Genomic DNA, 23,965 nt, shown 5'->3' with positions numbered 1-23,965 from the left:
TGGAGTGCGGAGGTGCCACCGTGCAGGATCCCGCCGATCGGCCGGTGCCTATTCGTCCGCATCCATTGCTGGCCCGGCGCGCCGCGTTGCGGTTCGTGCTGCTGATCGGGGTCGTCAGCGCCTTCTCTGACATGACGCACGAGGGCGCCCGCAGCATCACCGGTCCCTTCCTCGGTTCGCTGGGGGCCAGCGGCCTGGTCGTCTCGGTCGTCGCCGGGGGCGGCGAGCTGCTCGGCTACGGGTTGCGTTGGTTCGCGGGGCGGGCGGCCGATCGCACGGGCAGGTATTGGGCGATCGCGTTCTTTGGGTACACCCTGCAGATGGCCGTGGTGCCATTGCTCGCGATATCCGGCAACTGGCCGGTCGCCGCGGCCCTGATCGTCACAGAACGGGCCGGGCGGGCGATCCGCATCCCGACCCGGGACGCGATGACCGCACACGCGGCACACCGACTCGGCGGCGGCTGGGCGTTCGGCGTGCGCGAGGCGCTCGATGCCGGTGGCGCGATGGTCGGCCCGCTGGTGGTCAGCTTTGTCCTGTGGTTGCACGGAAGTGACCGGTCTGCCTTCGCCTGGCTCGGCATCCCCGCCGCACTGACCCTGCTCTCGTTGGTGTTCACCTGGCGGCAGTTCCCCAACCCCGCGGACCTGGAGTCTGAGGCACCCGCCCCGCCGACCGACAGCGCACCGCGCCCGCCGGCGTTCTGGCTCTACCTGGCCGCCATGGGCTTGATCGCGGTCGGCTACGCCGACTGGCCGCTGATCGCCTTGCATTTCAGCGAAGAGCGCATGGTCGGTTCCACGGTCGCACCGGTGCTGTATGCCGTGGCAATGGCCGCCGAAGCAGTGGCCGCACTGGTCCTGGGCAAGGTGTTCGACCGGGTCGGTCTGCGGTCCGTGCTCGTCGTGACGGTCCTGACCGCCGCATACGCACCGCTGGTCTTCCTCGGCAGCTTGCCGCTGGCCGTGATCGGGATCCTTGCCTGGGGTCTGGGTATGGCCGCGCAGGAGTCGATCATCAAGGCAGTGCTAACCACCATCGTGCCCGCCGACCGGCGCGCCTCGGCCTTCGGGCTGTTCGACACCGGATTCGGCGTCGCGTGGTTCGCCGGCAGCGTCCTGCTCGGCGTGCTTTACGACACGTCCCTAATGGCGCTGGCCGTGATCTCCGCCCTCGTCCAGCTCGCCGCCCTCCCATTGCTGGTGCTGACTCGCCGACGGTTGGCCGCAGCGGGCAATGGTTAGAAGTCCCCGGTCGACAACACTCGCACGGGAGTGAACTGCGTCCGCGAGAGAACGAATCACTGGAGTCGCCGATCTGCAATCCAACCGGGGTGACATTAAGGTCGACTGATGCGGCTCGTAACCGGGTTTCACGCTTGCCCGGAGGTTCGTTCACTGCCCGGCGAAGACCATTTTGCGCAAGCTTCGAGCAGGTGAACACGAGATGTGTGAAGCACCACGGCCGCTGGCCATTGATGCTTTTCTGCACCTCCCTTTACACGCTGTCTGCATGGACCAGCAGCGCTATCCGCGTCATGCAGGCACCGGCGACCGCGCACTCACGGCGAGCTGCATCGCCGTGTTGAGAAGAGACACGGCCGAGTGAGCGGTGGGTGCCACGCTGCATTTCATGCATTACAGTGAAGGCGGCGATGGAGTCCGCCGGCGAAGTTTCGCAAACCGCCCTCGTGGCTGATGGCACCTTCGATCGATACGAAGGTGAGCTACGCCCATGCTCCGCAATCGCTCTACGCTGCTTTATCCATTGCCGCCTGGCGCGGCTGAGCTTGATCGCCGCCCGCCCGAGGGCACCCTGGGCGATCTGAACTTGGACCAGGTGTTCGCGTCGATCTGCGCGGGTGCCGAGCAGTACCGGTTCGATGAGTTCTTCGAGTGCCCGAGTGACGACTTGGCCGTGGTCGGTCACCGGCATGCGGTTTTCAGCGATCTCGAAGCCGCTGCCACGGCGGATGTGATCCGGTCGTTCGTGACCGATGCCGCGGCCGTGCGGGAGCGGCTGGCCGAGAAGCTGTATGACGCGTTGCAGGCAGACCGGTGGTTCCTGGGTGCCGTGTCCGCCCATTGCGCGGCGGTGGTCGCGGCGAGCAACGGCTTGGATGCGGCACCGGTGCATTCGGCCGGGCTGCTCGGGTTGCGCGATCGATTGACCGAATACCGACGCAGTGCCGAGTTCGCGGCGCTGCGGGACGAAGCCGCGCGGCTGGAGCAGGGGCTGGACGACCTACGGTTCGTGGTCCACACCCACGCGGGCAAGATCATCGTCGCACCGCCCGGTGACGAACCGGATTTCGCCGGTTCGGTGCTGGAGACGTTCGCGCGGTTCGCGGCTCCCGGCCGGATCGAGGATCAGGACCAGGGCCGGAGCGCGCACCAGCTGGATCGTGTCGAGGCGGCGGTGCTGCACCTGCTCGGCCAACTGTTCCCGACCCTGTTCACCGATGTTGCGGCCTTCCATCGCGCGCATGCCGGTTTCCTTCCCCAGTGGTGGCTGGACGCTGAACGCGAGGCAGCCTTCTACGTGCACTGGCTGGATTTCATGCGCGTGTTGAAGCCGGCCGGCGTGCGGTGGACGCTGCCCCGGCTGTCTCGTGACAATCGCGCCGAGCGGGTCGTCGCCGGCTGCGATGTCGCGCTGGCGAACCAGCGCGCCACCGACGAACAGCGGTGTGTGACCAATGATTTCGAGTTAACCCCACCCGAGCAGATCCTGGCGATCTCCGGGCCGAACCAGGGCGGCAAGACCACCACCGCCAGGATGTTCGGGCAACTGCACTACCTGGCCTCCCTCGGGTTACCGGTTCCGGCCGCACAAGCGGCACTGTTCCTGCCGGACGCGGTCTACACGCATTTCGAGCGGGCCGAGAGCATCGAAACCCTGGCGGGCAAGCTGGAGGACGAACTGCGCCGCGCCAGAGCACTGTTGGAGAACGCGACCGGCGACAGCGTCATCGTTTTCAACGAGACGTTCGGCTCGACGTCCCTGGCCGATGCCTACGTGCTGGGCGCGACGATCTTGCGGCAGGTGATCGACACCGGTGCCCTCGGCGTGTACGTGACCTTCGTGGACGGGCTGACCCGACTGGACCAGCACGTGGTGAGCATGATGAGCACCACCGATCCCGACGACGACGCGGTGCGCACGTTCAAGGTGGTGCGCAAACGTGCGGACGGCAAGGTGCACGCGGCTGCGATCGCGCGCCGCCATCAGCTGACGTATGACGACATTCGTCAGGCGGTCAGCTGATGCGCCCCCACTTGCTGTTTCCCGACCGGGACCTGGGCGCGCCCGCTGAGAGCATGCCGCCGCTGCTGGCCGACCTGGTCGCTGATCTGGAGCTGCCCACCGTGCTGAGCGCGATGGCCGGCAAGGACGCGTTGACGTACGCGGTATGTGCGCAGGTCCTGACCGCCAACGACACGACACCGCAGATCGTGCGCCACCGGCAGGCGGTGCTGGCCGACGCGATCGCCCATGCTGCCGAGTTCGCGCAGCTGTACACGATCGCCACCGAGGCGATCGCTGATGAGAAGAAGATCTACCGCAGCACGTTCCGACTGCGACCGGAATCCACCCTGCGCCGGTCCGTGGAGGTCCTCAAACGACTGCTGGACGCGGTCGCCCGGGTACGGCAGGTGACCGACGCACTCAGCGCGGCCGCCAGGTCGGACGCCGTGCGCGGCATGTGCGCCGTGCTGGCCGACCAGCTCGATGACCCCTACTTGCACGAGGCCAGAGAGCAGGTGAGAGAGCTGGAACTGGCGCACGGCCTGCTGGTGTCGGCGCAGCTGGATCGAAACGATGCGGTGTCCAGGATGCGGCCGCTGCTGGCGCGCACGTCGGGCAACTGGCTGATCGGGCGGCGGCCGCGGCTGCGCAAACCCACGTTCTCCTACACGATCGCCGACCGCGACCAGGCAGGGATGGAAGCGTTCGCTGAGTTCCGCGACCGCAGCCTCACTCAGGTCTCCCACGCCGCCGACACCTCGGCAACACACATTCTGGGCTTCCTGACCTGCCTGCAACGCGAAGTGGCCTTCTACCTCGGCTGCGTCCGGTTGCAAGGTGTCTTGCGCGAGCTTGAGGTACCGACGTGCGTGCCGGACGTCTGCACGGGCGACGTCCGTGAACTGAACGCGACCGCGCTGCGGGATGTACCGCTTGCGGTGCAGAGCGAACGCGCACCGGTGCCGGTGACGGTCGCTGCCAGCCGGGCACGCCTGGTGGTGTTCACCGGCGCCAACAGGGGCGGCAAGTCCACGACGCTGCGGGCGGTCGGAGTGGCCCAGCTGATGGCTCAGGCGGGCATGTTCGTGGCCGCCGACCGGTTCCGGTTTGCCGTCTGCACAGGCGTTTTCACCCACTTCAAGCGTGAGGAGGACACCGCCATGGTGCACGGCAAGTTCGACGAGGAACTGGAGCGGATGAGCAGGATCACCGGTGCGGTAGCACCGGGCGGGATGCTGCTGGCCAACGAGTCGTTCGCCTCCACCAACGAGCAGGAGGCCTCCGACATCGGCTTCGACGTGCTCACCGCCCTGGTCGACAGCGGCGTCACCGTCCTGTTGGTGACGCACCTGTTCACCCTGGCCAAGCAACTGTTCGACGACTCACGTCCGTCGGTGTTTCTGCGGGCCGAACGCGGCGCTGGCGGTGAGCGCCCCTTCCAGCTGCTCGAAGCGCCGCCGCTGCCCACCAGCTTCGGCGGCGACGTGTACCGCACGGTGTTCGGCACACCACTGGACAGCTCCTTAACCGGTGACGGTCCGGACACGGAACGTCAAGAACCGCAACCGGTTACATCCCGTCACGATCACTCAGATACCACCATTCCCCTACCGAGCCCAGCGAAGAGGTCACGATGACAACGAACCAGGACGTGCGACTCACCGGTGTCAGCGCGGAGCAGATTCTGGACTCTCGCGGCCATCCCACTCTGCAGGTCGAGGTGGTCACCGCCGACGGGCTGAGCTTCTTCGGCAGCGCACCGTCGGGCGCCTCGACTGGCGAGCACGAAGCGCGTGAACTGCGCGACGGCGGCACCGACTTTCGCGGGCTCGGCGTCACCAAGGCAATGACGTTCGTCGACAGTCAGATCGAGCCGGTCCTGACCGAGAAGGCCTGGACGACCCTGGATCAGATCGATGGCACACTCGCCGCATTGGACGGCACCGGAAATTTCGCGAAGATCGGCGCCAACACCGCGGTCGCGGTCTCCATCGCCTGCGCCCGCGCGTTCGCGCACCAGCAACGAATCCCGTTGCACCAGTGGGTATCCGAGCAGTTGGGAACGACACCGGTGATGCCGGTGCCGCACTTCAACGTGGTCAACGGTGGCGCGCACGCCGCCAATGATCTGGCGTTCCAGGAGTTCCTCATCGCCCCCACCGGGGCGAGGACCATCTCCGATGCCATCCAGATGGGTGCCGAGATTTACGCCGCGCTGGAGAGCGAGCTGCGGTCCCGGTTCGGCGCGCTTGGCGTCGGCGACGAGGGCGGGTTCGCCCCGGACACCGACGACGAGAACCAGGTGCTGGACGTTTTGGTCCGGAGTATCGAACGCGCCGGCCTGTCACCGGGACTTAACGTCCGGCTGGCGCTGGACGCCGCAGCGAATAGCTTCTATGACGGTAAGTACTACCGGCTACACGGCCGCTGGCGGTCCGCCGACGACCTGCTGGAGCGGTATGTCCACCTGGCGGCGAACTATCCGATCTGGAGCATCGAGGACCCGTTCGATGAGTCGGACCGGGACGCGTGGCGCGACATCGTGGATCGGCTGGGCTCGACGGTGCAGATCCTGGGTGATGACATCTTCGTCACCGACGCGCAGCGCATCCGTGTCGGCGCCAAGGAGGGGATCGCGAACGCCGCACTGATCAAACCGAATCAGGTCGGCACGGTCACCCAGACGCTTGAGGCGTTACGGGCCGCACAGGAGGTGGGATTCCGCACCATGGTGTCGCACCGGTCCGGGGAAACACTGGACACGTTCATCGCTGACCTGGCCGTGGGCGCCGGGACCGGCCAGCTCAAAGCGGGCGCGCCCGCCCGGGGTGAGCGGGTAGCCAAGTACAACCGGCTTACCCGGCTGCAGAAGTTGCATCCCGAGTTGCGGTATGCCCATTGGTGGGCGGACTGAACAGCGATGGCAGTCACTCAACGGGACTCAACTGTCGGCTGCGGCCACCTTGTCCATCTCCAGGATGCGCCATCCCTGAGTCTTGTTGTGTTGCAACACGTTCCAGCAGGCGGTTCGCTGTCGCGGCGGTACGGTCAGGGACGTGTCCAGGTGGCCCAGCAGCAGTTGGTTGACCGCGTCGTGGGCGACCAGCACCACCCCTGGCTGGTCGGCATACGCGTCCAGCGCGGCAGCAGCGCGGGCGAGAACATCCTCGGCGGGCTCCACACCGGGGGCCGCGTCCAGCGACCCCCACTGGGCGATCACTGCGGCCTTGGGGTGGCCGGCCCACTGCCCGTAGTCGCGGTCCATCAGCCGCTCGTCGGCTTCGGCGGTGGTGTCGGCGGCGGCGGCGATCGCTTCGGCTGTGCGGCGTGCCCGCAGCAAGGGACTGTGTCGCACTACCTGCACGTCATACACACTGAGCGCTTCGGCGAGGGCCGCGACCTGCCGCCGGCCCACGTCGTCCAGGTCCGGGTCCAGGTGCCCGCGCAACTCACCGTTGGCGTTCAGCACGGTTTGCCCGTGCCGGGCCAGGATGAGGCGGCACCATTCATCCTTCGACTCAGCCATCACACCTGGTTCCGTCCTGCCTTGCGATCAGCGTTGGCGTGCAGCACCGTACGCCGACCGACGCGCCGACGGAAGTACTTGACCGGCGGTGGCGCCGCTGCTTGCATGGGGCCCGCACCGAAGGGCGATGGAGCTCGCCTGGGCCCGCGGCCCGAACCGCCGACCCGGCTAATAGCCCCTTCCAAGCTGCTGCTGGGAGGTGTGGTGCGCCCAATTGCCCTGATCGCGTCCCGCCGAGCATGAGCGGCCTCCCGCTGTCGGCGATTCAGGCGGGTCAAGTCCTCACCGTCGGTCTCGGCGCGCCCGTCGTCAGCGGCGTGATCGCCACGGTCGAGGCCCGGATGCAGGGGCGACGGGGACCTCGGGTGCTGCAACCGTTCTACGACCTGCACAAAATGTTCCGCAAGGAATCCGTAGCACCCATCGGGTCCGGCTGGTTGTTCCTGGCGGCACCGGTGATCGCCATCGCCAGCTACCTGACGGTGCCGATGCTCATCCCGGTGCTGACCACCTATCCGCTGCCGTTGGCGACCATGGGCGACATCCTCGGCGGCGGCTTCCTGCTGTCGTTTGCCAGCTTCCTGGTGGCGGTCGCCGCGACCGAGACCGGCGACCCGTACGCGCAACTGGGCGCCAGTCGCGCCAAGACATTCGGCGCCATCACCGAACCGGTCTTGCTGATGGTGTTTTTCACGGTCGCCGCGGTGACCGCCACCGATCTGCCGTACGCGCTCGGAGAGACCGTGCGCAGCGGCCCGGCCCAAGTCGTGCGCCCCTCGCACCTGCTGGCGACCGGGGCGCTGCTGATGGTGATCTTGTACGAGACCGCCCGCATCCCGATCGAGACCCATACCGGCACCAACGAGCTCGGGATGATCGAGACCGCCCGCCCGTTCGAGCACTCCGGCCCCTATCTGGCGTTGTTGCACTGGGGCTCGATGATCAAACAGCTGGTGTTGTTCACCATCCTGCTGAACATCTTCGCCGCGCCCTGGGGCATGTCATCGGGCACCCATCTTCTGCCGGTGCTCGGCGCCGCCGGCGCACTGATCGGCAAGTCGGTGCTACTGGGTCTGCTGATCGCCGCCCTGGACAACAGCTTCGCCAAACTGCGGCTGTTCAAGATCACCGAATTCGCCGCCGCCGCATTCCTGCTGGCGATCTTCGCTGTCTGCACCCTGTTCCTGGGCGGTGGCTGATGTGCCTCACCGGCAGCACCGGTGTCGTGATGGCGCCGACAGTCTTTGAAGGGACGGCCAGCACGATCGCCATGATCGTGCTGCTGCTGGAATTCCTGATGCTGCGCTCTGCCCTACTGCGCGCGCAGGTCCGGTTGTACGCGGCGCAGTCGACCGTTGTCAGCATCCTGGCCGCGGTTATCGCGCACGGCCGGTCCCTGCCCGAACTGTATGTGCTGGCGGTGATTTCGTTCGCGCTCAAAGCGGTGCTGGTGCCGTGGGTGATCTCTCGGATGATGCGTGACTCGGCGACCGAGATCGCCGGCAGCGGCGTCCTAGGGGTGGCCAGCGAGGTGATCGTGTCCATCGGCGTCGCCACGTTCGGGTTCTTTGCCGTCGGCGCGTTGCACATTCATTCGCCCGTGCTGCCCAGTGCCGCGTTGAGCCTGGCGGTTGCGGTGGTGCTGGTCTCGTTCGTGCTGATGATCGTGCGCCGGGACGTGATCAGCCAGTCCATCGGGTTCTTCTCCCTGGAGAACGGTGTCTCGCTGGCCAGTCTCGTTGTCGCGGCCGGGATGCCGCTGATCCTGGAGGTGGCGTTCCTGTTCGACCTGCTGGTGGCCGTGGTGGTCTTCGGGATCCTGATGCGCACCCACCACCGGCACGCGGAGTCGTTGTCCACCGCCGACCTGACCTCGCTGCGGGACTGACATGACCGGGTGCCTGATCGCGTTGCTGCTGATACCGCTGGCCGCGGCCGGCCTCTCTGCCACGCTGCGTGGGTGGGCCGGGCACGCGGTCACCATCGCCGCCGGTCTGGCCTCGTGCGCGCTGGTGGCGTCGATGTGGACCTCGGTCGGGCGGGGCGCCATCGGCGTCGGGTTTCTGCGGGTGGATGCGGTGTCCATGGTGTTCCTGCTCGGGACGTCGTTCCTGTATGCCGTGGTCGCGGTCTACACCGCCGGATACCTGCGCGCCGAACTGGCGCAGCGCACCCCACGCGCCGGGCTGCGGTATCAGCGCCGATTCTTGCTGGGGATCAACCTGTTCGTGTGGGCGATGCTGTTCGCGCCGTCGGTCAACGGACTGGCCCTGGTGTGGGTCGGTGTCGAAGTCACCACCATCGTCTCGGCCGTCCTGGTCGCCATCGATGACACCGAAGCGGCTGCCGAGGCGGCCTGGAAATACGTGCTCATCGCATCCTGCGGCCTCGGGATCGCCCTGCTGGCAACGATATTCATGTATTACGCCGGAGCCCAGGTGTTGGGCGAGTCCTATGACCTGTCGTTCCCGCAGTTGCTCGCGCACGCCGGGCAATTGCCCGCCACCCCGGTGCGGCTCGCGTTCGTGCTGGCCGTGATCGGCTTCGGCACCAAGGTCGGACTCTTTCCGGTGCACACCTGGTTACCGGACGCACACGCCGAGGCGCCAACGCCGCTGTCCGCGTTGTTGTCCGGATCGTTGCTGGCAGTCAGCTTCTACGCGATCCTGCGGTTCTACCAGGTCACGGCAGCCGCGGTCGGTGCCGGCTTCGCGGGCGGAGTCCTCCTGGTGTTCGGGGTCCTGACCCTGTTGCTCGCCGCGCTGTACCTGCTCGACCAACGCAATCTCAAGCGGCTGCTGGCCTATTCGAGCGTCGAGCACATGGGCATCCTGGCGATCGGGGTCAGCTTCGGTAACCCGATCGCACTGTTCGGGGTCATGCTGCACGTCTTGGTCCACGCCGCCGGCAAAGGCGGCGCATTCTTGTCGGCCGGCGCGATCGTCCAAGGCTTCGGCACCAAAAGACTCGCCCGCATCCACGGCGCGTTCGAACGCATGCCATGGACCGCTTCGGTGTTCGTGATCGCGATCTTCGCCCTGTGCGGGATGCCACCGTTCGGCATCTTCCGCAGCGAATTCCTCGTGATCCAAGGCGGATTCAGCGCACACCACACGGCCAGCGCCGCGCTCCTGGTGGTCCTGGTCACGGGGGCATTCATCGGGCTGGCCGCCACCACCACCCGGTCGGTGGCCTCCGGACCGGCCGACGCGACCAGCACCCGGCATGAGGCGAACGCTCTCATGGTGGTGCCGGCGGTGGCGTGCGTGCTGGCTCTGTTGCTGATCGGCGTGTGGGTCCCCGGGCCGGTGGCCACGGTGTTGCACAACGCCGCGTTCGAGCTGACCGGGGGTGGCCATGGAGCAGGTTGAGCAGGACGAGACCGTGCACTGTGCCACCGCGGCGGAGTTGCACCGTAGGGTCACGGCCGCGTGCGTGTCGCCGGGCCGGCTGGCCGGCCTGTACGCCACCGAGGAAAACGGCCACCCGGAGCTGGTCGCGATCATCGGCCGTGATGATGGCTTCCTCATCCTGCGGGCACCGGTTCCCCGGGAGCTGCGCTACGACGCGCTCACCCCGCAGGTGCCCGCCGCGTTCTGGTACGAGCGTGCCCTGCACGACCTGTCCGGGGTGGAGCCGGCGGGGCACCCGCGCCTGGACCCCCTACTCGCGCCGCAGCTGGACGATCTCGGGCCGGTGCGTCCCGGCAGCGACCTGCCCGCCAGGGACCACGATGCGGTTCCTGGCGCGGAGCACATTGGCCCGGTGGACGTGACCGGCCGTGGCGTGTTCACCCTGCCGTTCGGGCCGGTCCGCTCCGGGGTGCTGGAGTCGCTGGAACTGCTCCTGGAGACCGGCGGTGAGGACATTTTGCGGATCAACCTGCGCCCGCACTACAAGCACCGGCAGATCGCGAAACGGTTCGAGCAACGCACCGTCGATGACGCGGTGCTGGTCGCCGAACGGGTCGAAGGGGTGCACTCGGTCGCGCACGCCCTGGCGTTCGTGCACGCCGTGGAAACCGCAACCGACGTCACGGTGCCCGCCGCGGCCAGGCTGCAACGCGTGGTGGTAGCCGAGCTGGAACGCATGGCCAACCATCTGGACGTGGTGACGCAATTGTGCGACTGCGCCGGATTAGCAGTGGGCACAGCACGTTTCGGGCTGCACAAGGAACAAGTGATGCGGCTGATGTCGGACGCGACAGGCAGCCGGTTCGGCCGGGGTCAGGTCGTGCCCGGCGGCGTGCGCGCGGCGCTGCGCACCGACCCCGCACAGCTCAGGTACCGCATTCGAACCCTGCAGGCGCGCATCGCCGACGACCTGCGCGCTCTGAACGGCTCCGCCTCGTTCCTGGACCGGTTACGCACCACCGGCCGTCTGGACGCGGGACTGGCCCACCGGCACGGCGCCCTCGGCCCGGTCGGGCGCGGCAGCGGCGTGGAACTGGATGCCCGGGTCTGGCGACCGTATGACGCCTATCCGGACCTGACCCCGTTCGTGCCCGCGAGCAGCACCCTGACCGACGCGCTCGGACGACTGCGCGTCCGCGAAACTGAACTGGCCCAGTCCAGCGAACTCATCCAGGAAGCCGTCCAGCAACTGGCCCATGTCGACCCCACGGCGCGAGCTCCGGTGCCATCGGCCGACGGCCACCACCTCGGCGTCAGTGAATCCGCCGCCGGTGAAATTCTCTACAGCGTCACCCTGCACGCTGGCCGGGTGGTGCGTTGCTTCGCCCGCAGCGCGTCCTTCCACAACCTGGTGCTGATGCACAACGTGTTCCACGGCGACGTCTTCACCGACCTCGGATTCATCGAAGCCAGCTTCGGGCTGTGCTACGCGGGGGTGGCGATGTGAGACTGCCCTGGCTCCTGCGGGGCCTGCGCGACGGCGTGGTCACCACACCGTGGCCAGGCCGCCGCGACGCCTACTTCGACCAGTTCCCCGTCACACCCGTCCCGACCGGCGCCAGTGCGATCACCACGGACCCGGGCGCCATCGAAAGCCTCTGCCCGACCGGCGCGATCACCTTCGCCCCGGGCAACGACACGATCACCCTGGATCGCGGCCGGTGCATCGCCTGCGGCCGGTGCGTCCAGCAGCGACCCGACCTGTTCGCCTGGCAGCCCGGAAACGACGTCGCCCGCGACGACCGCGACATGCTCATCGCCGACACCCCACCGGATGGCGACGTACCGCGACTACGAGCCGACGTCGCAGAGCGGACCGCGATGCTGCGGCGCTCGGTGCACATCCGGCATGTCGATGCCGGCTCGGACGGTAGCGACGAATGGGAAGTACGCGCCTTGCTCAACCCGGTCTATGACGTGCACCGCCTCGGCATCTTCTTCACCGCCAGCCCGCGCCACGCCGACATCCTGCTGATCACCGGCATCGGCGCCCCCGGCATGATCCTGCCTTTGGCCCGCACCCGCGCCGCCATGCCCGACCCGGTTGTGGTGATCGCCACCGGCACCGACGCGATCAGCGGCGGACTGGTCGGTCCCGGGATGGGCATACCACGGCTGCTCGAAGTCGACGTGTTCGTCCCGGGCGCGCCCGCGCCACCGTTCGCGCTGCTGCACGGCATCCTGCTCGCCCTCGGGCGCCTCCCGGCGGGTGCGCCATGATCGTCGCCGCTCTGATCGGATTCGCCCTGGCCGCGCTCACCTGCCTACGCCGCCGTGACGACCACCGGACCCAGTACCTCGGATGGGTAATCCTGACCGCGACCAGCGTGCTGACCGTCGTCACCGGCTGCCGTGCCCTGTCCGGCCACGCCGAACAGGTGTCGCTGCCCTGGGGCGCGCCCGCCCCGGTCACCCTGGCCGCTGATCACCTGTCCGGGATGATGCTGGTGATCTGCTTCGGCCTCGCCGCCCCGCTGTGCCTGGCAGCCGGCGCCTCCCGCCGGCCCGGGCAGCAGTCGCTGCCAGCACTGGTCGCCGCGCTATTGGGTGCGCTGCTGCTGGTCTTGACCTCCGCGAACCTGTACGCGTTGCTGCTGGGCTGGGAAGGGCTCACCTTCACCTTCTACTTGCTGACCAACCTGGAACGGCACCTACCCGGCCGGGGAGCAGCCGCGACCCGTGCCGCCTCGTTCGGCAAAATCAGCGGATCCGCCCTGCTGATCGGCGGGCTGCTGCTGTCCACCGGCTCCGGCTCGCTGGACATGGCCAGCTGGTCGAGCGTCGCATCCGGCCCGTCCCGCGACATCGGATACCTGCTGCTGCTGGTCGGGTTCGCCTGCAAGGTCGGGCTGATCCCGATGCAGATCTGGCTACCACCGACCTACACCGCGGCCCCCGCCCCCGCCCGGGCCTTGCTGGCCGGGGTAGCCGTCAACGCCGGCTTCTATGGGTGGTTGCGCACCCTGCAGGTGCTCGGCTCACCACCGGCGTGGCTGGCCACCACGGTGTTGCTGATCGGCGGGATCACCGCCATCCTCGGGATCGCGCAAGCGGCCGTGGCCGACAACCTGGCCCGGCTGATCGCCTGGTCGAGTGTGGAGAACGCCGGAGTCATCGCCGCCGGGTTCGGGATGGGCCTGGTCGGCGCGAACTCCGGACAACCCCGGCTCGCGGCCGCAGGCCTGGTCGCGGCGACCGCACAAATCGTCGCGCATTCCCTGGGCAAGTCCCTGCTGTTCTGCGCGACGATGGCCATCGACGACGACGCCGGAACCTTGGACCTGGATGAGCTGCGCGGGATCGGGCGCAGACTCCCCGCCGCAGGCATTGGGTTGACTATCGGCGCACTCACCCTGGCCGGCATGCCGTTGACGGCAGGCTTCGCCTCCGAATGGTTGACCCTGCAAGCCCTGATGCAGCAATTCCGCACCGACTCGCTCGCGTTCCAGCTCGGCGCGGCCTTCGCTGGGTCGCTGGTCGCCCTCACCATTGGGGTCGCCGGGCTGACCTTCGTGCGCGTCGTCGGCCTGACCGCGTACGGCGACGCCGCCGGCACCGAAGCCACACCACGCACCGACATCTCAAGGGTTTACCGGACCGCGGTCGGCGTGTTGTGCTTCCTCTGCTTGGCGGTGTCGGCCGCTGCGCACTGGGAATTCGCGGCCATCGCGCGCGGCCTGAGCCAGCTCGTCGGCGACAGCGCCCGCGCCGCCAACGCACCCGGCTGGGTTATCCAACCGGTGTACTCCGGGTTCTCCGCGCTCTCGCCAGGCAAGCTGTGGATCGAACTGCCGCTGATGTGCCTGGTCGTGCTGGCAGTCACCGTCCTGTTCTCCGGGCGAGACCTGTGGCGGGTGCGGAAGGCACCGGTGTGGAGTTCGGGCTCGCCCGGGGTCGAACGACAAGGCGGCTACACCTCGTTCTCGTTCGCCAACCCGATGCGCCGCGTGCTGGCCACCCTGCTGGTCAGCGCCGACCACACGGCCCCGACTGAGGACCCGGTCCGGGCCGACTCGGTCACCGAAGGAATGGTCCGCCCGCTGCTGCGGCAAGTGACAGTCGTCGAAATCGTCGAACGGTACGCCTACGCGCCCGCCTGGCGCGTACTCATGCGTGCCGTCCACCAGGCCCAACGGCTGCAGTCCGGCCGGTTGGACGCCTACCTGACCTACATGTTGCTCACCGTCGTCGCGGCGATCAGCGTCGTGACGTTCTGGTACTGACACCGGCGAGGACGAAAGATGATCGACATCCGCACCAGCCCCATCGTCGTCGGCTTCGACGACCACGACGCCAGCCGCCGTGCACTCATCCAGGCCGCCCGCCTCGCCGCAGCGCTGCACGTGCACTTGCACGTCGAACACATCGTCGACATCGAAGACACCCCCATCGACCCCGACCTCGCCGACTGGCAGAACGAAGTCGACGAACGACTCCAAACGCTGCAACGCCACGCAGAATCACTGGTCGAACTGCCCGGCGACGACTGGGACTACCACGTGCAACGCGGCGACTCCTGGCACGTTCTGCTGCACCGGGCCGAACAACTCGACGCCGGCCTCATCGTCGTCGGACAACACCTGCACGCACGAGCACTCGCCGCCGCACTGGGACACTTCCTGGCCGGCCCTGCCGGGCTCAACGTCGCCGAGCAACTAGTCCGCCACGGAGACAGGCCGATCCTGGTTGTGCCGTCACAGGTCAGCAAGCACTCAAAAGAATTGTGAATCCGACCTACAGACCCCAAAGCGACTTTCACGATGAAGAAGCTCGACAACTCACTCCCTCAGCGATACCGGCCGTTTCGATACTCAGGGCAAGCAATTCGCACCGTTCGAATTGAGCACTCCACCAGTTCTCCACTCCTACCGCTGGTTCGCGCTGGTTGTCGAGGCGTTCGACATCGAGCAATCACCCGATCAGTAGTCGTTCGGCGCTGGGTTCCGGACTCGATGCTGCGACCAGTCCGCGCCGACCTGAATCGGATCTACGGGCAGCGGTGATCTACAACGATGGTGCGTCGTCGGGTCGCCGAGCGGTGGTTGGGTCCGCCGTCGCGAAATCCAGCCGCTCCGCGGCGGCGCCCTTCCCGTGGGACACCGCGCGAGCCTCGGCGACCCCGAGACCGCTCCTGGGTTCGACCCCGGCCGCTGCCAAGAGGTGCTGCTCGTCGATGGGTTCGACGCAGACGCCGGCACGTAGCTCGTTGATCGCGGTTCGGACTTCGCCCAGTGCACGATCGTCGACTTCGAGCTGGTTGAACAGGTGTTGGCCGGAGGGGATCATGTCGTCCTCATAGTCGTAGACGTCCTCCCACTGCGGCCGATACCCGAGCTGGTCGCGCACCCCTTCGACGATGCGCGGATCTTGGACTGCTTGAGCCATGTCGCCGCCGTGCGCGGCCAGAGCTTGCGCAATGCGAGGTTGCGGGACGTCGGGCCCGTTCATCCAGTGAGCGCTTGCGTACGCGCGGTCGGTGGCTGCGTCGGCTTCGCCCACTATGCGTTCGGCGATAACCAGTCGGGTCTGGTTGGCTTCCCTGTCCTGGCCTTCGACACCCAGCTGTAGCGCATCACGGGGCGGCATGTGCAGCACGTCGGGATAGTTCACTGCTGGTTGCGTGATCTCGGTCATCGAGCCACCTCCAGGGGCTTGTCACGCGGAGCTTCCTTGCATCCCTAAGGCACGCCGGGTGCCCCAGCGGCCAATCGCGCTTGGACGTTCAAGCCGTTAGGGCGGTCTTCGGTCGGGAAGATCAGGTCCACCACGTAGCCGAGGGCCGTGGTCTGATCGGTAGTCGGTTCGGAGTGGGACTTGTTCTCGTCGCCCTCGTCGAGGAGTGAGCACAAGCGTGCTTCGGCGGCGGCCTGTTTCTGGTTCTGCATGGTTGCTCCTTGCTCAGCGCCTCGGGTTGTTCCTGACAGCAAGTGGTCGCTGCCGGCGACCGGGATGTCCCGGCGCGGATCGGTCGCGGTCGGCGTGACTTGTTCGCCGACTGGTGATTCGAGGTCGTCGACGTGGCGTTTGAAATAGCTGCCACCCAGATAGTCGACCTGGGCGATCCCCAACGGCTTACCTGCCGTTCCGTCCGGAAGGTTCGCCTGCCATTCGGTGGCCAGCTCCCGGCTCGTGTAGACGCTGCCGTACTCGTGATGCGGCTCTGGGTCGACGGTTACGCCCCAACGGCGGCCGAGGATGGTCACCCACGGACTATCGGTCTCGTGCCCGTCGGTGGAGATCAGTGCCCAGTAGGTTTCGCCGGGTGTCGCTCGTCGGCTCATCGTGGTGGCCTTTTTCGGTCAGGACCCTCGTGAGGGGGCGGCTCACGGCGCGGGTCGTGTCGGTTAGGCGTGCCACCTGGCCTTTGTTGGACGTCTATGGGTTCCGTCACTGGTGGTGTCCAGCCGGCCGGGTCGAGGCCGCGCTCGACAGCCGTATCGAGCAGTCTGGCAAGGCTGTTTGCCGGGTCCGTAACGCGCTCCAGGGCGAGCCGTGCGCCCATTCCGTCCCCGTGCAGCCACGCGCCAAATGCCGCCAGGTTGGCGACCGGAGTGCAGGCATCCTCGGGAGATCGGGTCAGGAGGTCCTTCCAAAGTGCCGCATGGGCGCCGGACTCCTCGTGGGTCATCAGCCCCAGGGCGTGATCGCGCAGGGGCACGATTTGGACGTCGCCGATCAGGCGCGCCGCGTCGTCCGCGCCCAGCGGCACCGGTCGCGCCACGAACGCCTCGATCCTGTGCGTCATCCACCGCTGCTCGACGGCGGCGGCCGGAGCCCAACCACCCACGAGGTTCATGCGTTCCGCGGACGCCGTCACCGCCGCAGACAGGTCCTCGTCGACAGGGTCGAAGGACGCACGCAATTGACTCAGAGAGTCGTAGGGTTGCCGGTCGCCCCTGCCGATGAACGCCACGGCGACGCGGTCGCGGTCTGCTTGGGTGATCGTTCCTTGGTTGATCGTCTCAGGCCGGGTGTCGTCCAAGCGCAGCCACGAGTCCCCCTGTGCCGCGATCCGATCAACAACTGTCGTTTCGGGTTCGAGCGCGGCGGCGACGGCGTCGCAGACCGAGGTAGCGCGCTCCAGTCGATCCGTGAAGGCGAGCACGAGGACCTGTCCACCGGTGAACCGCTCGAAGGACGTCGCCAGCCCTTGCGCCACGTCGCCGTCGTTCTCGCTTGTCGTCGGGATGTCAGCACGCGCCACCGGCCGCTGCGGGTCGAGGGGAAATACGACCACCGAGCCGTCCGGGCGTGCTCCGATGACGTGCGGCACCATGGCGACCACGTCGCCTGGTCCGGCGAGTACCAGTGGCGGCTCATCCATCAGAGTTCCTCTCTACGACGTTCTTGTAGGCCATAAGGCGAGACGGCGACCTCCGGCGGCCAGGCGTTCGCAGGTTCGGGCACCTGCACTAGTGCAAGTGCACGCGCCGTCTCGTGCCCGGTCCGCATCTGCGGGTGCTGCTGGTCTACGCCTTCCTCGGGCTCGGGATTGGGTCCTCGTGATGTCCGGCCACGCGAATTCGTCTGTGCCACCGACGTTTTCCACCACAGCAGTCGTGGTGCGCCCGGAGTGTGATTCACGGCAGCTCGGTACGCGCAGGTGTTGTCAGGCTGGTCAGTTGGGCACCGCCGCGGTGCTCCGAACGTGTAGCCGCGCAGGTGGGTACTGCTCGCGGTCACACTCCGCAATCTGCCGCAACTACGACTGCTCGACCTCAATGCGCATCTGCTGTTCCTCATCGGCTAATGCGACGGGGCCAGCGGCGCCGCTAGCTGGCTGTGTTTCCTTGTTGGCGCTCTGCGCGTAGTTCACGCACCTCCTGCCGTGCGCTGGTAAGTCCTCCGCGAAGTCGCTGGAGCTCTCGTTCGAACCGCGCCGCTTCGTCGCGATCGACAGCCTCACACTCGGGCTCCGGTTCCTGCTCCGGGCTCGGAGGCGGCACTAGTGGTGTGTCTCGCAAATAAATAGTGGCATTCGCTGTATTCTTGCTTCATGAGCGCACCTGCAGCCCCGCCGTTGCTGCTGTCGGATAGTCAGCGGGCCACTTTGGAACAGTTGTCCCGGTCTCAGACTGCTGCGCATCGGCAGGTGCAGCGGGCGAGGGTGTTGCTGCTGGCGGCGGATGGTGTTGCTAACACACGAATCTCGGCGGAGGTCGGGGTGACGCCGGTGACGGTGCGGGCATGGCGGGCGCGGTTCGAGGAAGAGGGGTTGGCCAAGCTGGGGCAGGTCCGTCAGGGACGCGGTCGCAAGGCGAGCATCAGCGAGGAGCAGGTCAAGGCGATCGTGCACGACACATTGCACACCAAGCCCGCGGGGCAGACGCACTGGTCGTGCCGCACGATGGCTAAGCATGCGGGCGTGAGTTCGGCGACGGTGCAACGTATTTGGCACGACCTGGGGATCAAGCCGCACCGGGTCGACACGTTCAAGGTCAGCAACGACTCGCGGTTCGAGGAGAAGCTGACCGACGTGGTCGGGTTGTACCTGAACCCACCGGCCAAGGCGGTAGTGCTGTGCCTGGATGAGAAATCCCAGATCCAGGCGCTGGACCGCACCCAGGCATCGCTGCCGATGATCAAGGGCCGCGGTGCGACGATGACTCACGATTACAAACGCAACGGCACGACCACCTTGTTCGCGGCGTTGAACGTGCTCACCGGCGAAGTGACCGGGCGCTGCTTCGACCGGCACCGGCACGAGGAGTTCCTGAAGTTCCTGAAGGTCATCGACGCTGAAGTGCCCACAGGGCAAGCGATTCACGTGATCCTGGACAACTACAGCACTCACAAGCACGCCGACGTTCAGCGTTGGCTGACGCGGCACAAGCGGTTCCACCTGCACTTCATCCCGACCTCGTCGTCCTGGTTGAACCAAGTCGAACGCTGGTTCCGCGACCTGGACGTCAAGGCGATCCGGCGTGGCAGCTTCAACTCGGTGCCCGATCTGATCGCCGCCATCGAGGACTACCTGCAGGCCAACAACGAGGATCCGACTCCGTTCGTATGGACCGCGACCGCCGAGTCGATCCTGGCCAAGGTCACCCGCGCACGCCGCAAGCTCACGGAAGTAGTTAATCAATGACGAGACGGACCACTAGCGCCAGGTCGGGTCGGGTCGGCGGCAGTTGCGTCGACCACCGCCTGAGCGATGCGCCGCACGGCCGTCTCGGCGCCATGGTCGGTGCGGATCACCGTCGACCAGTCGAACTTTCCGACAATGCGTGCGGCGCCGCCGCAGGTCTCCAGCTTCGGCCATATGCCCAGGTGCCGTGACATCTGCGGTGTTGGCAGCGCCCGTACTGTGGCTCGGCCGACCCGTTCGCGGGCGAGCCGACTCGGCGGCTCGGTGACGGCTTGCCCGAGAACCGATCGAGATGATCACGACGGGCGACGGTTCGGGTCGTCCAAGTGGGCAAGCAGGTCGAAGACTGATTCGACGGGCACAGGCGAGGCTTCGTCAACCGCGACCAACAGCTCATCGCGCCGCCCGACCTCTTGGTGGGCATCACGATCGTCAGCGGCCATCTTGGAGCGACGCGGCCTAGTCATGGCATCACTTTCACTGCACGAGCATGCGGCGGGCCTGGCGGCCAATTCCGGCACCGACAACCTGATCCCACCTCTGTTGATGCACTTGCACTAGCATTTTTGTTCGACGCCTACAAGAATGGCCCCACTCCCTTCGCGGGAGCAGGGGCCCTGTGGATGACGCCGCGTCGACCTAGCCGGCGCGCGACCTCTCTGGCGGTTCAAGGGTTCACGCGTCACCGCGGCCGCCGTTGGGCGGCCGCGGAATCTGTCTCCTCTCATGGTCAGCGACAGGCAGCGCTCGGCTCGGCGCCGCAGGAGATTCGACATCCCGGCTCCAATGGCTGCTCGCGGCATGTTCCAGCAAGTAGTCACGCAGCCCCGGCAGGGTGAAGTCGACTTGGCCATACCCTCGTGGTTCGATCACTTCCGCTGCGATAAGCCGCATGCGGTACTGGCCGGCGTATGCAGCGTCGACTCCGAGACGACTCGCGATGTCGGCCATGCGACTCGGCCCCCGGTCATGGGCCATGGCCACCAGGAATGTCCGGTCGACATCGGAGAGGTCGGCCAAGGCGCTGGCGTGCACGAGCTGGCCGACCTTACGGCGGGCTTGATCTACACCGTGTTGGGCTTGCCCAGCGTCGATGACGGCGGCGCCACTGTCTGCTCGCCAGGCGTGGCGGGGCCGACGAGCTGAATCATGAACGGGTAGCCGACGGCAATCTGTAGGGCGTCAGGCGTGATGTCACGACCGGCTGTGCGGATGGGCACAGCGAGTGCTTCGGCAACCTCGTCCGGGCTGACCGTGCGTAGGTGCCGGCGGCCCGCGCGGCGCAGGAACGTCGAAACCTCGTCGGAAAGCAGCTCCTCGACAGCGGACGGGAGGCCCGCGCCGACGAAGGCGACATTGCGTTGCTCTCGGAAGGCGTGCTGGATCGTTGTGCCCAGCTCGCGTAGGTCGTGCAGGCCCTTGCGGTCACCTCGTCGACAGTGATGAGCACCCCACCGCCCTGTGTTCCGAGAAGGTCGGCCAGGTGTGACAGCTGGGACCGCAGGTCTGGCCGCGGGGCGTGCCGGTCGGCGACGTCTCGGCTCGCGCCGAGCCCCTGGCAGGGAGACGCTCGTCAGGTGTGACTCGGTTTGTCGCGGATCGGCATCCTGGAGCAACTCGGGTAGATGTTCGTGCGTAATACGGTCGATCAGGTTGGGCGTTGCCGTCTCGGAGATAACGACCCACCCTTCGCTTTTGGCCAAGTCTTCGTAGGCGTTGAGCATGACCGTCTTGCCGGTCCCGCGCAGGCCAGTCACGGGTGTCGCGCGCTCAGGTGAGCCAGGCCCCCTTGGATGCCTTCCCGGAAAGTCCTCGAGGTCACCATCCCGACCCACGAGCAGTGGCGGGCTGATCCCGACGGTTGGCGTGAACGGATTCATACCCCGGGGGAAGCCAAGACGATCACGGTCCTGGCGCCTTTCGCGACCCGCCACGCCGGTCACGCTACCGGTCCGCCTAGACCAGCGTGTCGAAGCGGCACGGGATCACGCCATCAGCGAGTCTGCGTCAGCCTGCCCGGGTCGCTTTGCTTGCGCAGGACATCGAGCAGAATCGTCGCCGTCTCGCGCTGTTGAGTGGGCAGAACTGCGACTCGCACCACTGACAGACCACGACAGTGCCGAGCCGTCCCTGACCCGGTTGCGTCCGACTGGCTGCCAGGCCTGCCGGCGACATGCCCGCGGCATTGCTCAACCGGGCGACAGTGGCAGCAGCAGGATCCCGGTTTGCCACGAACTTCTTCCTGGCGGCAAAGTTTCGCCGCGCGTTGCCGGTGATTGCCTCTCGCGTCTCTCTGGCGACCAGACCGTAGCTGCGCGCCAAGCCATGTTCCTGGCGGTATTCGGCAGCGGTAGTCCCGTGGCCCTTCCACGCATGCAGCCCGAGGTGTGCGAAGCGTAGGCCGCACTCGTGACAGAGCAGACCGTCACTGTCTTCATCGACAGCGCCGTAGCGGCCATGCCCGTCCCGGTCACCGATGTTCACTGTGGGCACGCTTCCCGATCCCGGCTCAGATCTTCGGTATCACTGGGACGGGCTCTCCAGCGTTGTAACGCAGCCGGCTCACCGGCTCCTCGCTCGCCCAGGCGTTAAACGCGGTCAGGTACAGCACCACCTGCTCGCGAGTGTCGTGTCGTCGGCGTCCTTCACCTGCTTGCCGACGGGCCATGTTCAGCATGAGGTTACGCAGCTTGAGCCGGGCGTCGGTCTTGGCCAGGCCAGCTCCTTCGATGAGCCCTTCGAGCCACTGCTCGATCTTCTTGGCTGAATTCTTGCGCGCCACCAAATAGCTCGCCGCTCCGGCCGCGGACTTGATCATGCCTGTCTCGTTGAGCAGTTGCTCAGCGACACTGATGTAGTCGCGGATCCGGGGGTTTGCCGCGAGCGTCTCCAATATCTGGTGGTTGGTGACACGAGCGCCCCCGCCGGACCAAGACGTGTCGGGTCGGTTGTCGTACAACCAGACGGTGCGCACCATAGCCGCGAGCAGCAAGGTGTTCTTTTCGCCTTCGATCGCAAGTACATCAGCCGCGTTACGCTTCTTGCCGGTGTCTAGGACGTCGAAGCTATCAGGCGAAACCTCAGTGAACACAGTCAGTTTCACTGGTAGATCCGCTTCGATGATCGCAGCTAACCGATGTTGGCCGTCAACCAGCAACCCATTCGTGTCAACAGCGATGCCTTGGTGGGTGGTCTTCCACTCGCCTCGTTTCATAGCCTCCGCGAAGACGCGCACCGTGGCGCGCGACAGCGGTCGATTACTGGTATTCGATTCCAGCAGGGCGGCTGCCTTGACCGGGGTGATCGTCTGGGTCTTGGTACGCATCAGAACCTTTCTAGGTCGAAGGACTTCATGACCGTAGCGAACCGTTGGTGCACTCGTCCCCAATAGCCGGCGAGCAGGCTGCAGTCGATAACCCTCAGGCGGCTGTGCGGATCTACCGGGCCGTCCCGCCCGAGTATCCAGAAATCAACCGCGGCGGTTGGATCACCCTCCCGTGCGTATGCGCACGATCACGGTTACGGCGACGGCGGCTCGGACTGGCCTGTGGTGTTTGCCGACGTGCCTGCGCAGCAGGTCTGGACTGATGGCAACGACCCGTCCGAGTACGGCTACGGGGCCCGGACTGACCGGACTCACCGGTATGCCGAGGCAGACGCCATGCCACTGCCCCCGGCAAGCGGACCGGGCCAGGTGGCACCGGATGACGAAGTGATCCGGTATCAGCCATCTCGTGGAGCGAGTGAAGAACGCAGGCAGCTACGCGTGTCGCCGGCACCGCAGCCAGCGCCGGAGCGCTCCATCTGAGAGTCAGCGTGTGGCCACTGGTTTCGTCATCACAACGAGGTTGTCCAGGTGGGCGTAGCCGCCTTGCTCTGGGACTCGTCCTATGCTGCCGGTGCAGGTGACCAGGGCGAGCTGGTGCGCTCCCCGGTCGCCCATACCGCCGCCGGTAGCTTGCCCTTCGGGTAGGTGGCCGCCGACTGCACTCGCCACGCCTGCACCTTCCCGGTGTGCGTCGTGGTGTAGACGACGGCGCCGGCCTTGATCTGCGGGAGCTTGTAGAACGCGCCGGGGATGTTGTCGTACGTCACATGCCCAGCGATGACGGTCGTCCCGACGCGGCCGGTCAACGAGGGCGTCCAGTTCAGCCAGCCGACCCGCGTCTTTCCGACCGGGATCGATGCCAAGCCATCGGACTGCCCCTCGGAGAGCACGGTGACCGAGACGCCCAACGACGGGATCCAGACGCTGTCTGGGCTCATCGTCGGTGCCTTCTTCGCCGGCGGCGACGGCGCCCCGTGAGACCTGCTCCATGGCTGCCCGCCCGGTGTTGTCCGCCGTGCGGGCTTCGTCCGGGAGCTGGTGGCCTTCGCCGGCGTCGTCGCTCGAGGCTCTCGCGTCGATGTCGCATGGTGCGCGGCCTGCGACGACGACCCGGACGCGTGCTGGTTCCGTCTCGTCGTCGCGGGACTACTGCGAGGAGCCGCGCCCGCCGGTGTGTCCGAATGTGACACTGGTGGCGCCGCGCTGAGGTCCTTGGTCTGGAAAGTGTGTGCCGGGGTTCCGGCCGCAGCGGCGGGCGATGACCTCAACCAACTGGTAGCGATCATGCCGACGCCACCCACGACCACGGCTAACACCCCGGCCAGGATCAACGCCACGGGGCCACTCACTCGCCGCGACTG

At 66.8% G+C, this 23,965-nt stretch carries 23 protein-coding genes and 2 riboswitches; of the genes, 12 read left to right on the top strand and 11 right to left on the bottom strand.

Going from position 1 to position 23,965, the window contains the following annotated elements:
* Nucleotides 1-20 precede the first annotated feature (20 nt).
* The 4 genes from ACFQDH_RS15235 to eno all read left to right on the top strand — a co-directional run bounded on the left by ACFQDH_RS15235 (nucleotide 21) and on the right by eno (nucleotide 6,163).
* A complete protein-coding gene (locus tag ACFQDH_RS15235; protein ID WP_382403239.1) occupies nucleotides 21-1,244 on the top strand; it encodes an MFS transporter in 1,224 nt (407 codons plus the stop codon).
* Between the two features lie 397 nt (nucleotides 1,245-1,641).
* A riboswitch (Fluoride riboswitch) is annotated at nucleotides 1,642-1,714 on the top strand.
* A gap of 20 nt (nucleotides 1,715-1,734) precedes the next feature.
* The gene (locus ACFQDH_RS15230; RefSeq protein WP_382403237.1) at nucleotides 1,735-3,267 is read left to right on the top strand and encodes a MutS-related protein; all 1,533 of its coding nucleotides are present in this window, start codon (nucleotides 1,735-1,737) and stop codon (nucleotides 3,265-3,267) included.
* Entirely contained in the window at nucleotides 3,267-4,886 is a 1,620-nt protein-coding gene (locus ACFQDH_RS15225; RefSeq protein ID WP_382403236.1) for a MutS-related protein, read from the top strand. Before ACFQDH_RS15230 ends, ACFQDH_RS15225 begins: the two co-directional genes overlap by 1 nt.
* Nucleotides 4,883-6,163 carry a phosphopyruvate hydratase gene (gene eno / locus ACFQDH_RS15220; RefSeq protein WP_382403234.1) on the top strand — a complete coding sequence of 427 codons (1,281 nt, stop codon included), beginning with the start codon at nucleotides 4,883-4,885 and terminating at the stop codon, nucleotides 6,161-6,163. Before ACFQDH_RS15225 ends, eno begins: the two co-directional genes overlap by 4 nt.
* A gap of 27 nt (nucleotides 6,164-6,190) precedes the next feature.
* Here eno and ACFQDH_RS15215 read toward each other — a convergent pair whose 3' ends face one another.
* Nucleotides 6,191-6,775 carry a histidine phosphatase family protein gene (locus ACFQDH_RS15215; protein WP_382403233.1) on the bottom strand — a complete coding sequence of 195 codons (585 nt, stop codon included), beginning with the start codon at nucleotides 6,773-6,775 and terminating at the stop codon, nucleotides 6,191-6,193.
* A gap of 114 nt (nucleotides 6,776-6,889) precedes the next feature.
* A riboswitch (Fluoride riboswitch) is annotated at nucleotides 6,890-6,963 on the top strand.
* A gap of 51 nt (nucleotides 6,964-7,014) precedes the next feature.
* Here ACFQDH_RS15215 and ACFQDH_RS15210 point away from each other — a divergent pair.
* The 7 genes from ACFQDH_RS15210 to ACFQDH_RS15180 are packed head-to-tail and all read left to right on the top strand — an operon-like array spanning nucleotide 7,015 to nucleotide 14,915.
* A complete protein-coding gene (locus ACFQDH_RS15210) occupies nucleotides 7,015-7,974 on the top strand; it encodes a respiratory chain complex I subunit 1 family protein (RefSeq protein ID WP_382403232.1) in 960 nt (319 codons plus the stop codon).
* Entirely contained in the window at nucleotides 7,974-8,663 is a 690-nt protein-coding gene (locus tag ACFQDH_RS15205) for a hypothetical protein (RefSeq protein ID WP_382403231.1), read from the top strand. The genes ACFQDH_RS15210 and ACFQDH_RS15205 overlap by 1 nt, the downstream gene beginning before the upstream one ends.
* 1 nt (nucleotide 8,664) lies before the next feature.
* Nucleotides 8,665-10,146 carry a proton-conducting transporter transmembrane domain-containing protein gene (locus ACFQDH_RS15200; protein ID WP_382403230.1) on the top strand — a complete coding sequence of 494 codons (1,482 nt, stop codon included), beginning with the start codon at nucleotides 8,665-8,667 and terminating at the stop codon, nucleotides 10,144-10,146.
* On the top strand, nucleotides 10,133-11,635 hold the full coding sequence (locus ACFQDH_RS15195; RefSeq protein WP_382403229.1) for a hydrogenase large subunit: 1,503 nt from the start codon (nucleotides 10,133-10,135) through the stop codon (nucleotides 11,633-11,635). The genes ACFQDH_RS15200 and ACFQDH_RS15195 overlap by 14 nt, the downstream gene beginning before the upstream one ends.
* Entirely contained in the window at nucleotides 11,632-12,408 is a 777-nt protein-coding gene (locus ACFQDH_RS15190) for an NADH-quinone oxidoreductase subunit B family protein (protein WP_382403228.1), read from the top strand. Before ACFQDH_RS15195 ends, ACFQDH_RS15190 begins: the two co-directional genes overlap by 4 nt.
* Nucleotides 12,405-14,411, top strand: a complete 2,007-nt coding sequence (locus tag ACFQDH_RS15185) for a proton-conducting transporter transmembrane domain-containing protein (protein WP_382403227.1) — start codon at nucleotides 12,405-12,407, stop codon at nucleotides 14,409-14,411. The genes ACFQDH_RS15190 and ACFQDH_RS15185 overlap by 4 nt, the downstream gene beginning before the upstream one ends.
* An 18-nt stretch (nucleotides 14,412-14,429) precedes the next feature.
* A complete protein-coding gene (locus tag ACFQDH_RS15180; RefSeq protein WP_382403226.1) occupies nucleotides 14,430-14,915 on the top strand; it encodes a universal stress protein in 486 nt (161 codons plus the stop codon).
* A gap of 277 nt (nucleotides 14,916-15,192) precedes the next feature.
* On the opposite strand, the gene ACFQDH_RS15175 is transcribed toward ACFQDH_RS15180, so the two are convergent.
* Genes ACFQDH_RS15175 through ACFQDH_RS15165 form a run of 3 tightly spaced genes read right to left on the bottom strand, consistent with a single transcriptional unit; the run spans nucleotide 15,193 to nucleotide 17,512 of the window.
* Nucleotides 15,193-15,822: a hypothetical protein gene (locus ACFQDH_RS15175; protein WP_382403224.1), complete on the bottom strand. Its 630-nt coding sequence runs from the start codon at nucleotides 15,820-15,822 to the stop codon at nucleotides 15,193-15,195.
* A 44-nt stretch (nucleotides 15,823-15,866) separates the two neighbouring features.
* On the bottom strand, nucleotides 15,867-16,469 hold the full coding sequence (locus ACFQDH_RS15170; protein WP_382403222.1) for a hypothetical protein: 603 nt from the start codon (nucleotides 16,467-16,469) through the stop codon (nucleotides 15,867-15,869).
* Complete coding sequence (locus ACFQDH_RS15165) at nucleotides 16,466-17,512, bottom strand: DUF4192 domain-containing protein (protein WP_382403220.1); 1,047 nt, start codon at nucleotides 17,510-17,512, stop codon at nucleotides 16,466-16,468. The genes ACFQDH_RS15170 and ACFQDH_RS15165 overlap by 4 nt, the downstream gene beginning before the upstream one ends.
* 672 nt (nucleotides 17,513-18,184) lie before the next feature.
* Between ACFQDH_RS15165 and ACFQDH_RS15160 the strand changes: the two genes are divergently transcribed.
* Nucleotides 18,185-19,276: an IS630 family transposase gene (locus ACFQDH_RS15160; protein WP_382397973.1), complete on the top strand. Its 1,092-nt coding sequence runs from the start codon at nucleotides 18,185-18,187 to the stop codon at nucleotides 19,274-19,276.
* On the opposite strand, the gene ACFQDH_RS15155 is transcribed toward ACFQDH_RS15160, so the two are convergent.
* From ACFQDH_RS15155 to ACFQDH_RS15125, 7 genes are all read right to left on the bottom strand, one after another.
* Nucleotides 19,270-19,470 (bottom strand): hypothetical protein, encoded by a 201-nt coding sequence (locus ACFQDH_RS15155; protein WP_382403219.1) that lies wholly within the window; start codon nucleotides 19,468-19,470, stop codon nucleotides 19,270-19,272. The genes ACFQDH_RS15160 and ACFQDH_RS15155 overlap by 7 nt on opposite strands.
* Before the next feature lie 102 nt (nucleotides 19,471-19,572).
* The gene (locus tag ACFQDH_RS15150) at nucleotides 19,573-19,743 is read right to left on the bottom strand and encodes a hypothetical protein (protein WP_382403217.1); all 171 of its coding nucleotides are present in this window, start codon (nucleotides 19,741-19,743) and stop codon (nucleotides 19,573-19,575) included.
* Nucleotides 19,744-19,951: 208 nt separating this feature from the next.
* Nucleotides 19,952-20,311 carry a hypothetical protein gene (locus ACFQDH_RS15145; protein ID WP_382403215.1) on the bottom strand — a complete coding sequence of 120 codons (360 nt, stop codon included), beginning with the start codon at nucleotides 20,309-20,311 and terminating at the stop codon, nucleotides 19,952-19,954.
* A 29-nt stretch (nucleotides 20,312-20,340) separates the two neighbouring features.
* Nucleotides 20,341-21,033 (bottom strand): hypothetical protein, encoded by a 693-nt coding sequence (locus ACFQDH_RS15140; RefSeq protein WP_382403214.1) that lies wholly within the window; start codon nucleotides 21,031-21,033, stop codon nucleotides 20,341-20,343.
* Between the two features lie 250 nt (nucleotides 21,034-21,283).
* Nucleotides 21,284-21,760, bottom strand: a complete 477-nt coding sequence (locus ACFQDH_RS15135) for a MucR family transcriptional regulator (protein WP_382404875.1) — start codon at nucleotides 21,758-21,760, stop codon at nucleotides 21,284-21,286.
* A gap of 25 nt (nucleotides 21,761-21,785) precedes the next feature.
* Nucleotides 21,786-22,601 (bottom strand): hypothetical protein, encoded by an 816-nt coding sequence (locus ACFQDH_RS15130; protein ID WP_382403213.1) that lies wholly within the window; start codon nucleotides 22,599-22,601, stop codon nucleotides 21,786-21,788.
* Nucleotides 22,602-23,164: 563 nt separating this feature from the next.
* On the bottom strand, nucleotides 23,165-23,542 hold the full coding sequence (locus ACFQDH_RS15125) for a class F sortase (protein WP_382403211.1): 378 nt from the start codon (nucleotides 23,540-23,542) through the stop codon (nucleotides 23,165-23,167).
* Nucleotides 23,543-23,965: the final 423 nt, after the last annotated feature.

Origin of the sequence: Flexivirga alba (assembly GCF_042661025.1) — a bacterium.
In the GTDB taxonomy this organism is placed as follows: Bacteria; Actinomycetota; Actinomycetes; order Actinomycetales; family Dermatophilaceae; genus Flexivirga; species Flexivirga alba.
The sequence above is the reverse complement of the archived record's forward strand: the minus strand, read 5'-3'. Positions and strand labels throughout refer to the sequence as shown.

Excerpts from the sequence above, each read along its gene's own strand:
- ACFQDH_RS15200 (WP_382403230.1), top strand. The coding sequence starts at position 8,665 with ATGACCGGGTGCCTGATCGCGTTGCTGCTGATACCGCTGGCCGCGGCC.
- ACFQDH_RS15225 (WP_382403236.1), top strand. The coding sequence starts at position 3,267 with ATGCGCCCCCACTTGCTGTTTCCCGACCGGGACCTGGGCGCGCCCGCT.
- ACFQDH_RS15150 (WP_382403217.1), bottom strand. The coding sequence starts at position 19,743 with ATGACTAGGCCGCGTCGCTCCAAGATGGCCGCTGACGATCGTGATGCC.
- ACFQDH_RS15155 (WP_382403219.1), bottom strand. The coding sequence starts at position 19,470 with ATGTCACGGCACCTGGGCATATGGCCGAAGCTGGAGACCTGCGGCGGC.
- ACFQDH_RS15195 (WP_382403229.1), top strand. The coding sequence starts at position 10,133 with ATGGAGCAGGTTGAGCAGGACGAGACCGTGCACTGTGCCACCGCGGCG.
- eno (WP_382403234.1), top strand. The coding sequence starts at position 4,883 with ATGACAACGAACCAGGACGTGCGACTCACCGGTGTCAGCGCGGAGCAG.
- ACFQDH_RS15215 (WP_382403233.1), bottom strand. The coding sequence starts at position 6,775 with ATGGCTGAGTCGAAGGATGAATGGTGCCGCCTCATCCTGGCCCGGCAC.
- ACFQDH_RS15185 (WP_382403227.1), top strand. The coding sequence starts at position 12,405 with ATGATCGTCGCCGCTCTGATCGGATTCGCCCTGGCCGCGCTCACCTGC.
- ACFQDH_RS15165 (WP_382403220.1), bottom strand. The coding sequence starts at position 17,512 with ATGGATGAGCCGCCACTGGTACTCGCCGGACCAGGCGACGTGGTCGCC.
- ACFQDH_RS15130 (WP_382403213.1), bottom strand. The coding sequence starts at position 22,601 with ATGCGTACCAAGACCCAGACGATCACCCCGGTCAAGGCAGCCGCCCTG.
- ACFQDH_RS15205 (WP_382403231.1), top strand. The coding sequence starts at position 7,974 with ATGTGCCTCACCGGCAGCACCGGTGTCGTGATGGCGCCGACAGTCTTT.
- ACFQDH_RS15230 (WP_382403237.1), top strand. The coding sequence starts at position 1,735 with ATGCTCCGCAATCGCTCTACGCTGCTTTATCCATTGCCGCCTGGCGCG.
- ACFQDH_RS15210 (WP_382403232.1), top strand. The coding sequence starts at position 7,015 with ATGAGCGGCCTCCCGCTGTCGGCGATTCAGGCGGGTCAAGTCCTCACC.
- ACFQDH_RS15170 (WP_382403222.1), bottom strand. The coding sequence starts at position 16,469 with ATGAGCCGACGAGCGACACCCGGCGAAACCTACTGGGCACTGATCTCC.
- ACFQDH_RS15180 (WP_382403226.1), top strand. The coding sequence starts at position 14,430 with ATGATCGACATCCGCACCAGCCCCATCGTCGTCGGCTTCGACGACCAC.
- ACFQDH_RS15160 (WP_382397973.1), top strand. The coding sequence starts at position 18,185 with ATGAGCGCACCTGCAGCCCCGCCGTTGCTGCTGTCGGATAGTCAGCGG.
- ACFQDH_RS15175 (WP_382403224.1), bottom strand. The coding sequence starts at position 15,822 with ATGACCGAGATCACGCAACCAGCAGTGAACTATCCCGACGTGCTGCAC.
- ACFQDH_RS15125 (WP_382403211.1), bottom strand. The coding sequence starts at position 23,542 with ATGAGCCCAGACAGCGTCTGGATCCCGTCGTTGGGCGTCTCGGTCACC.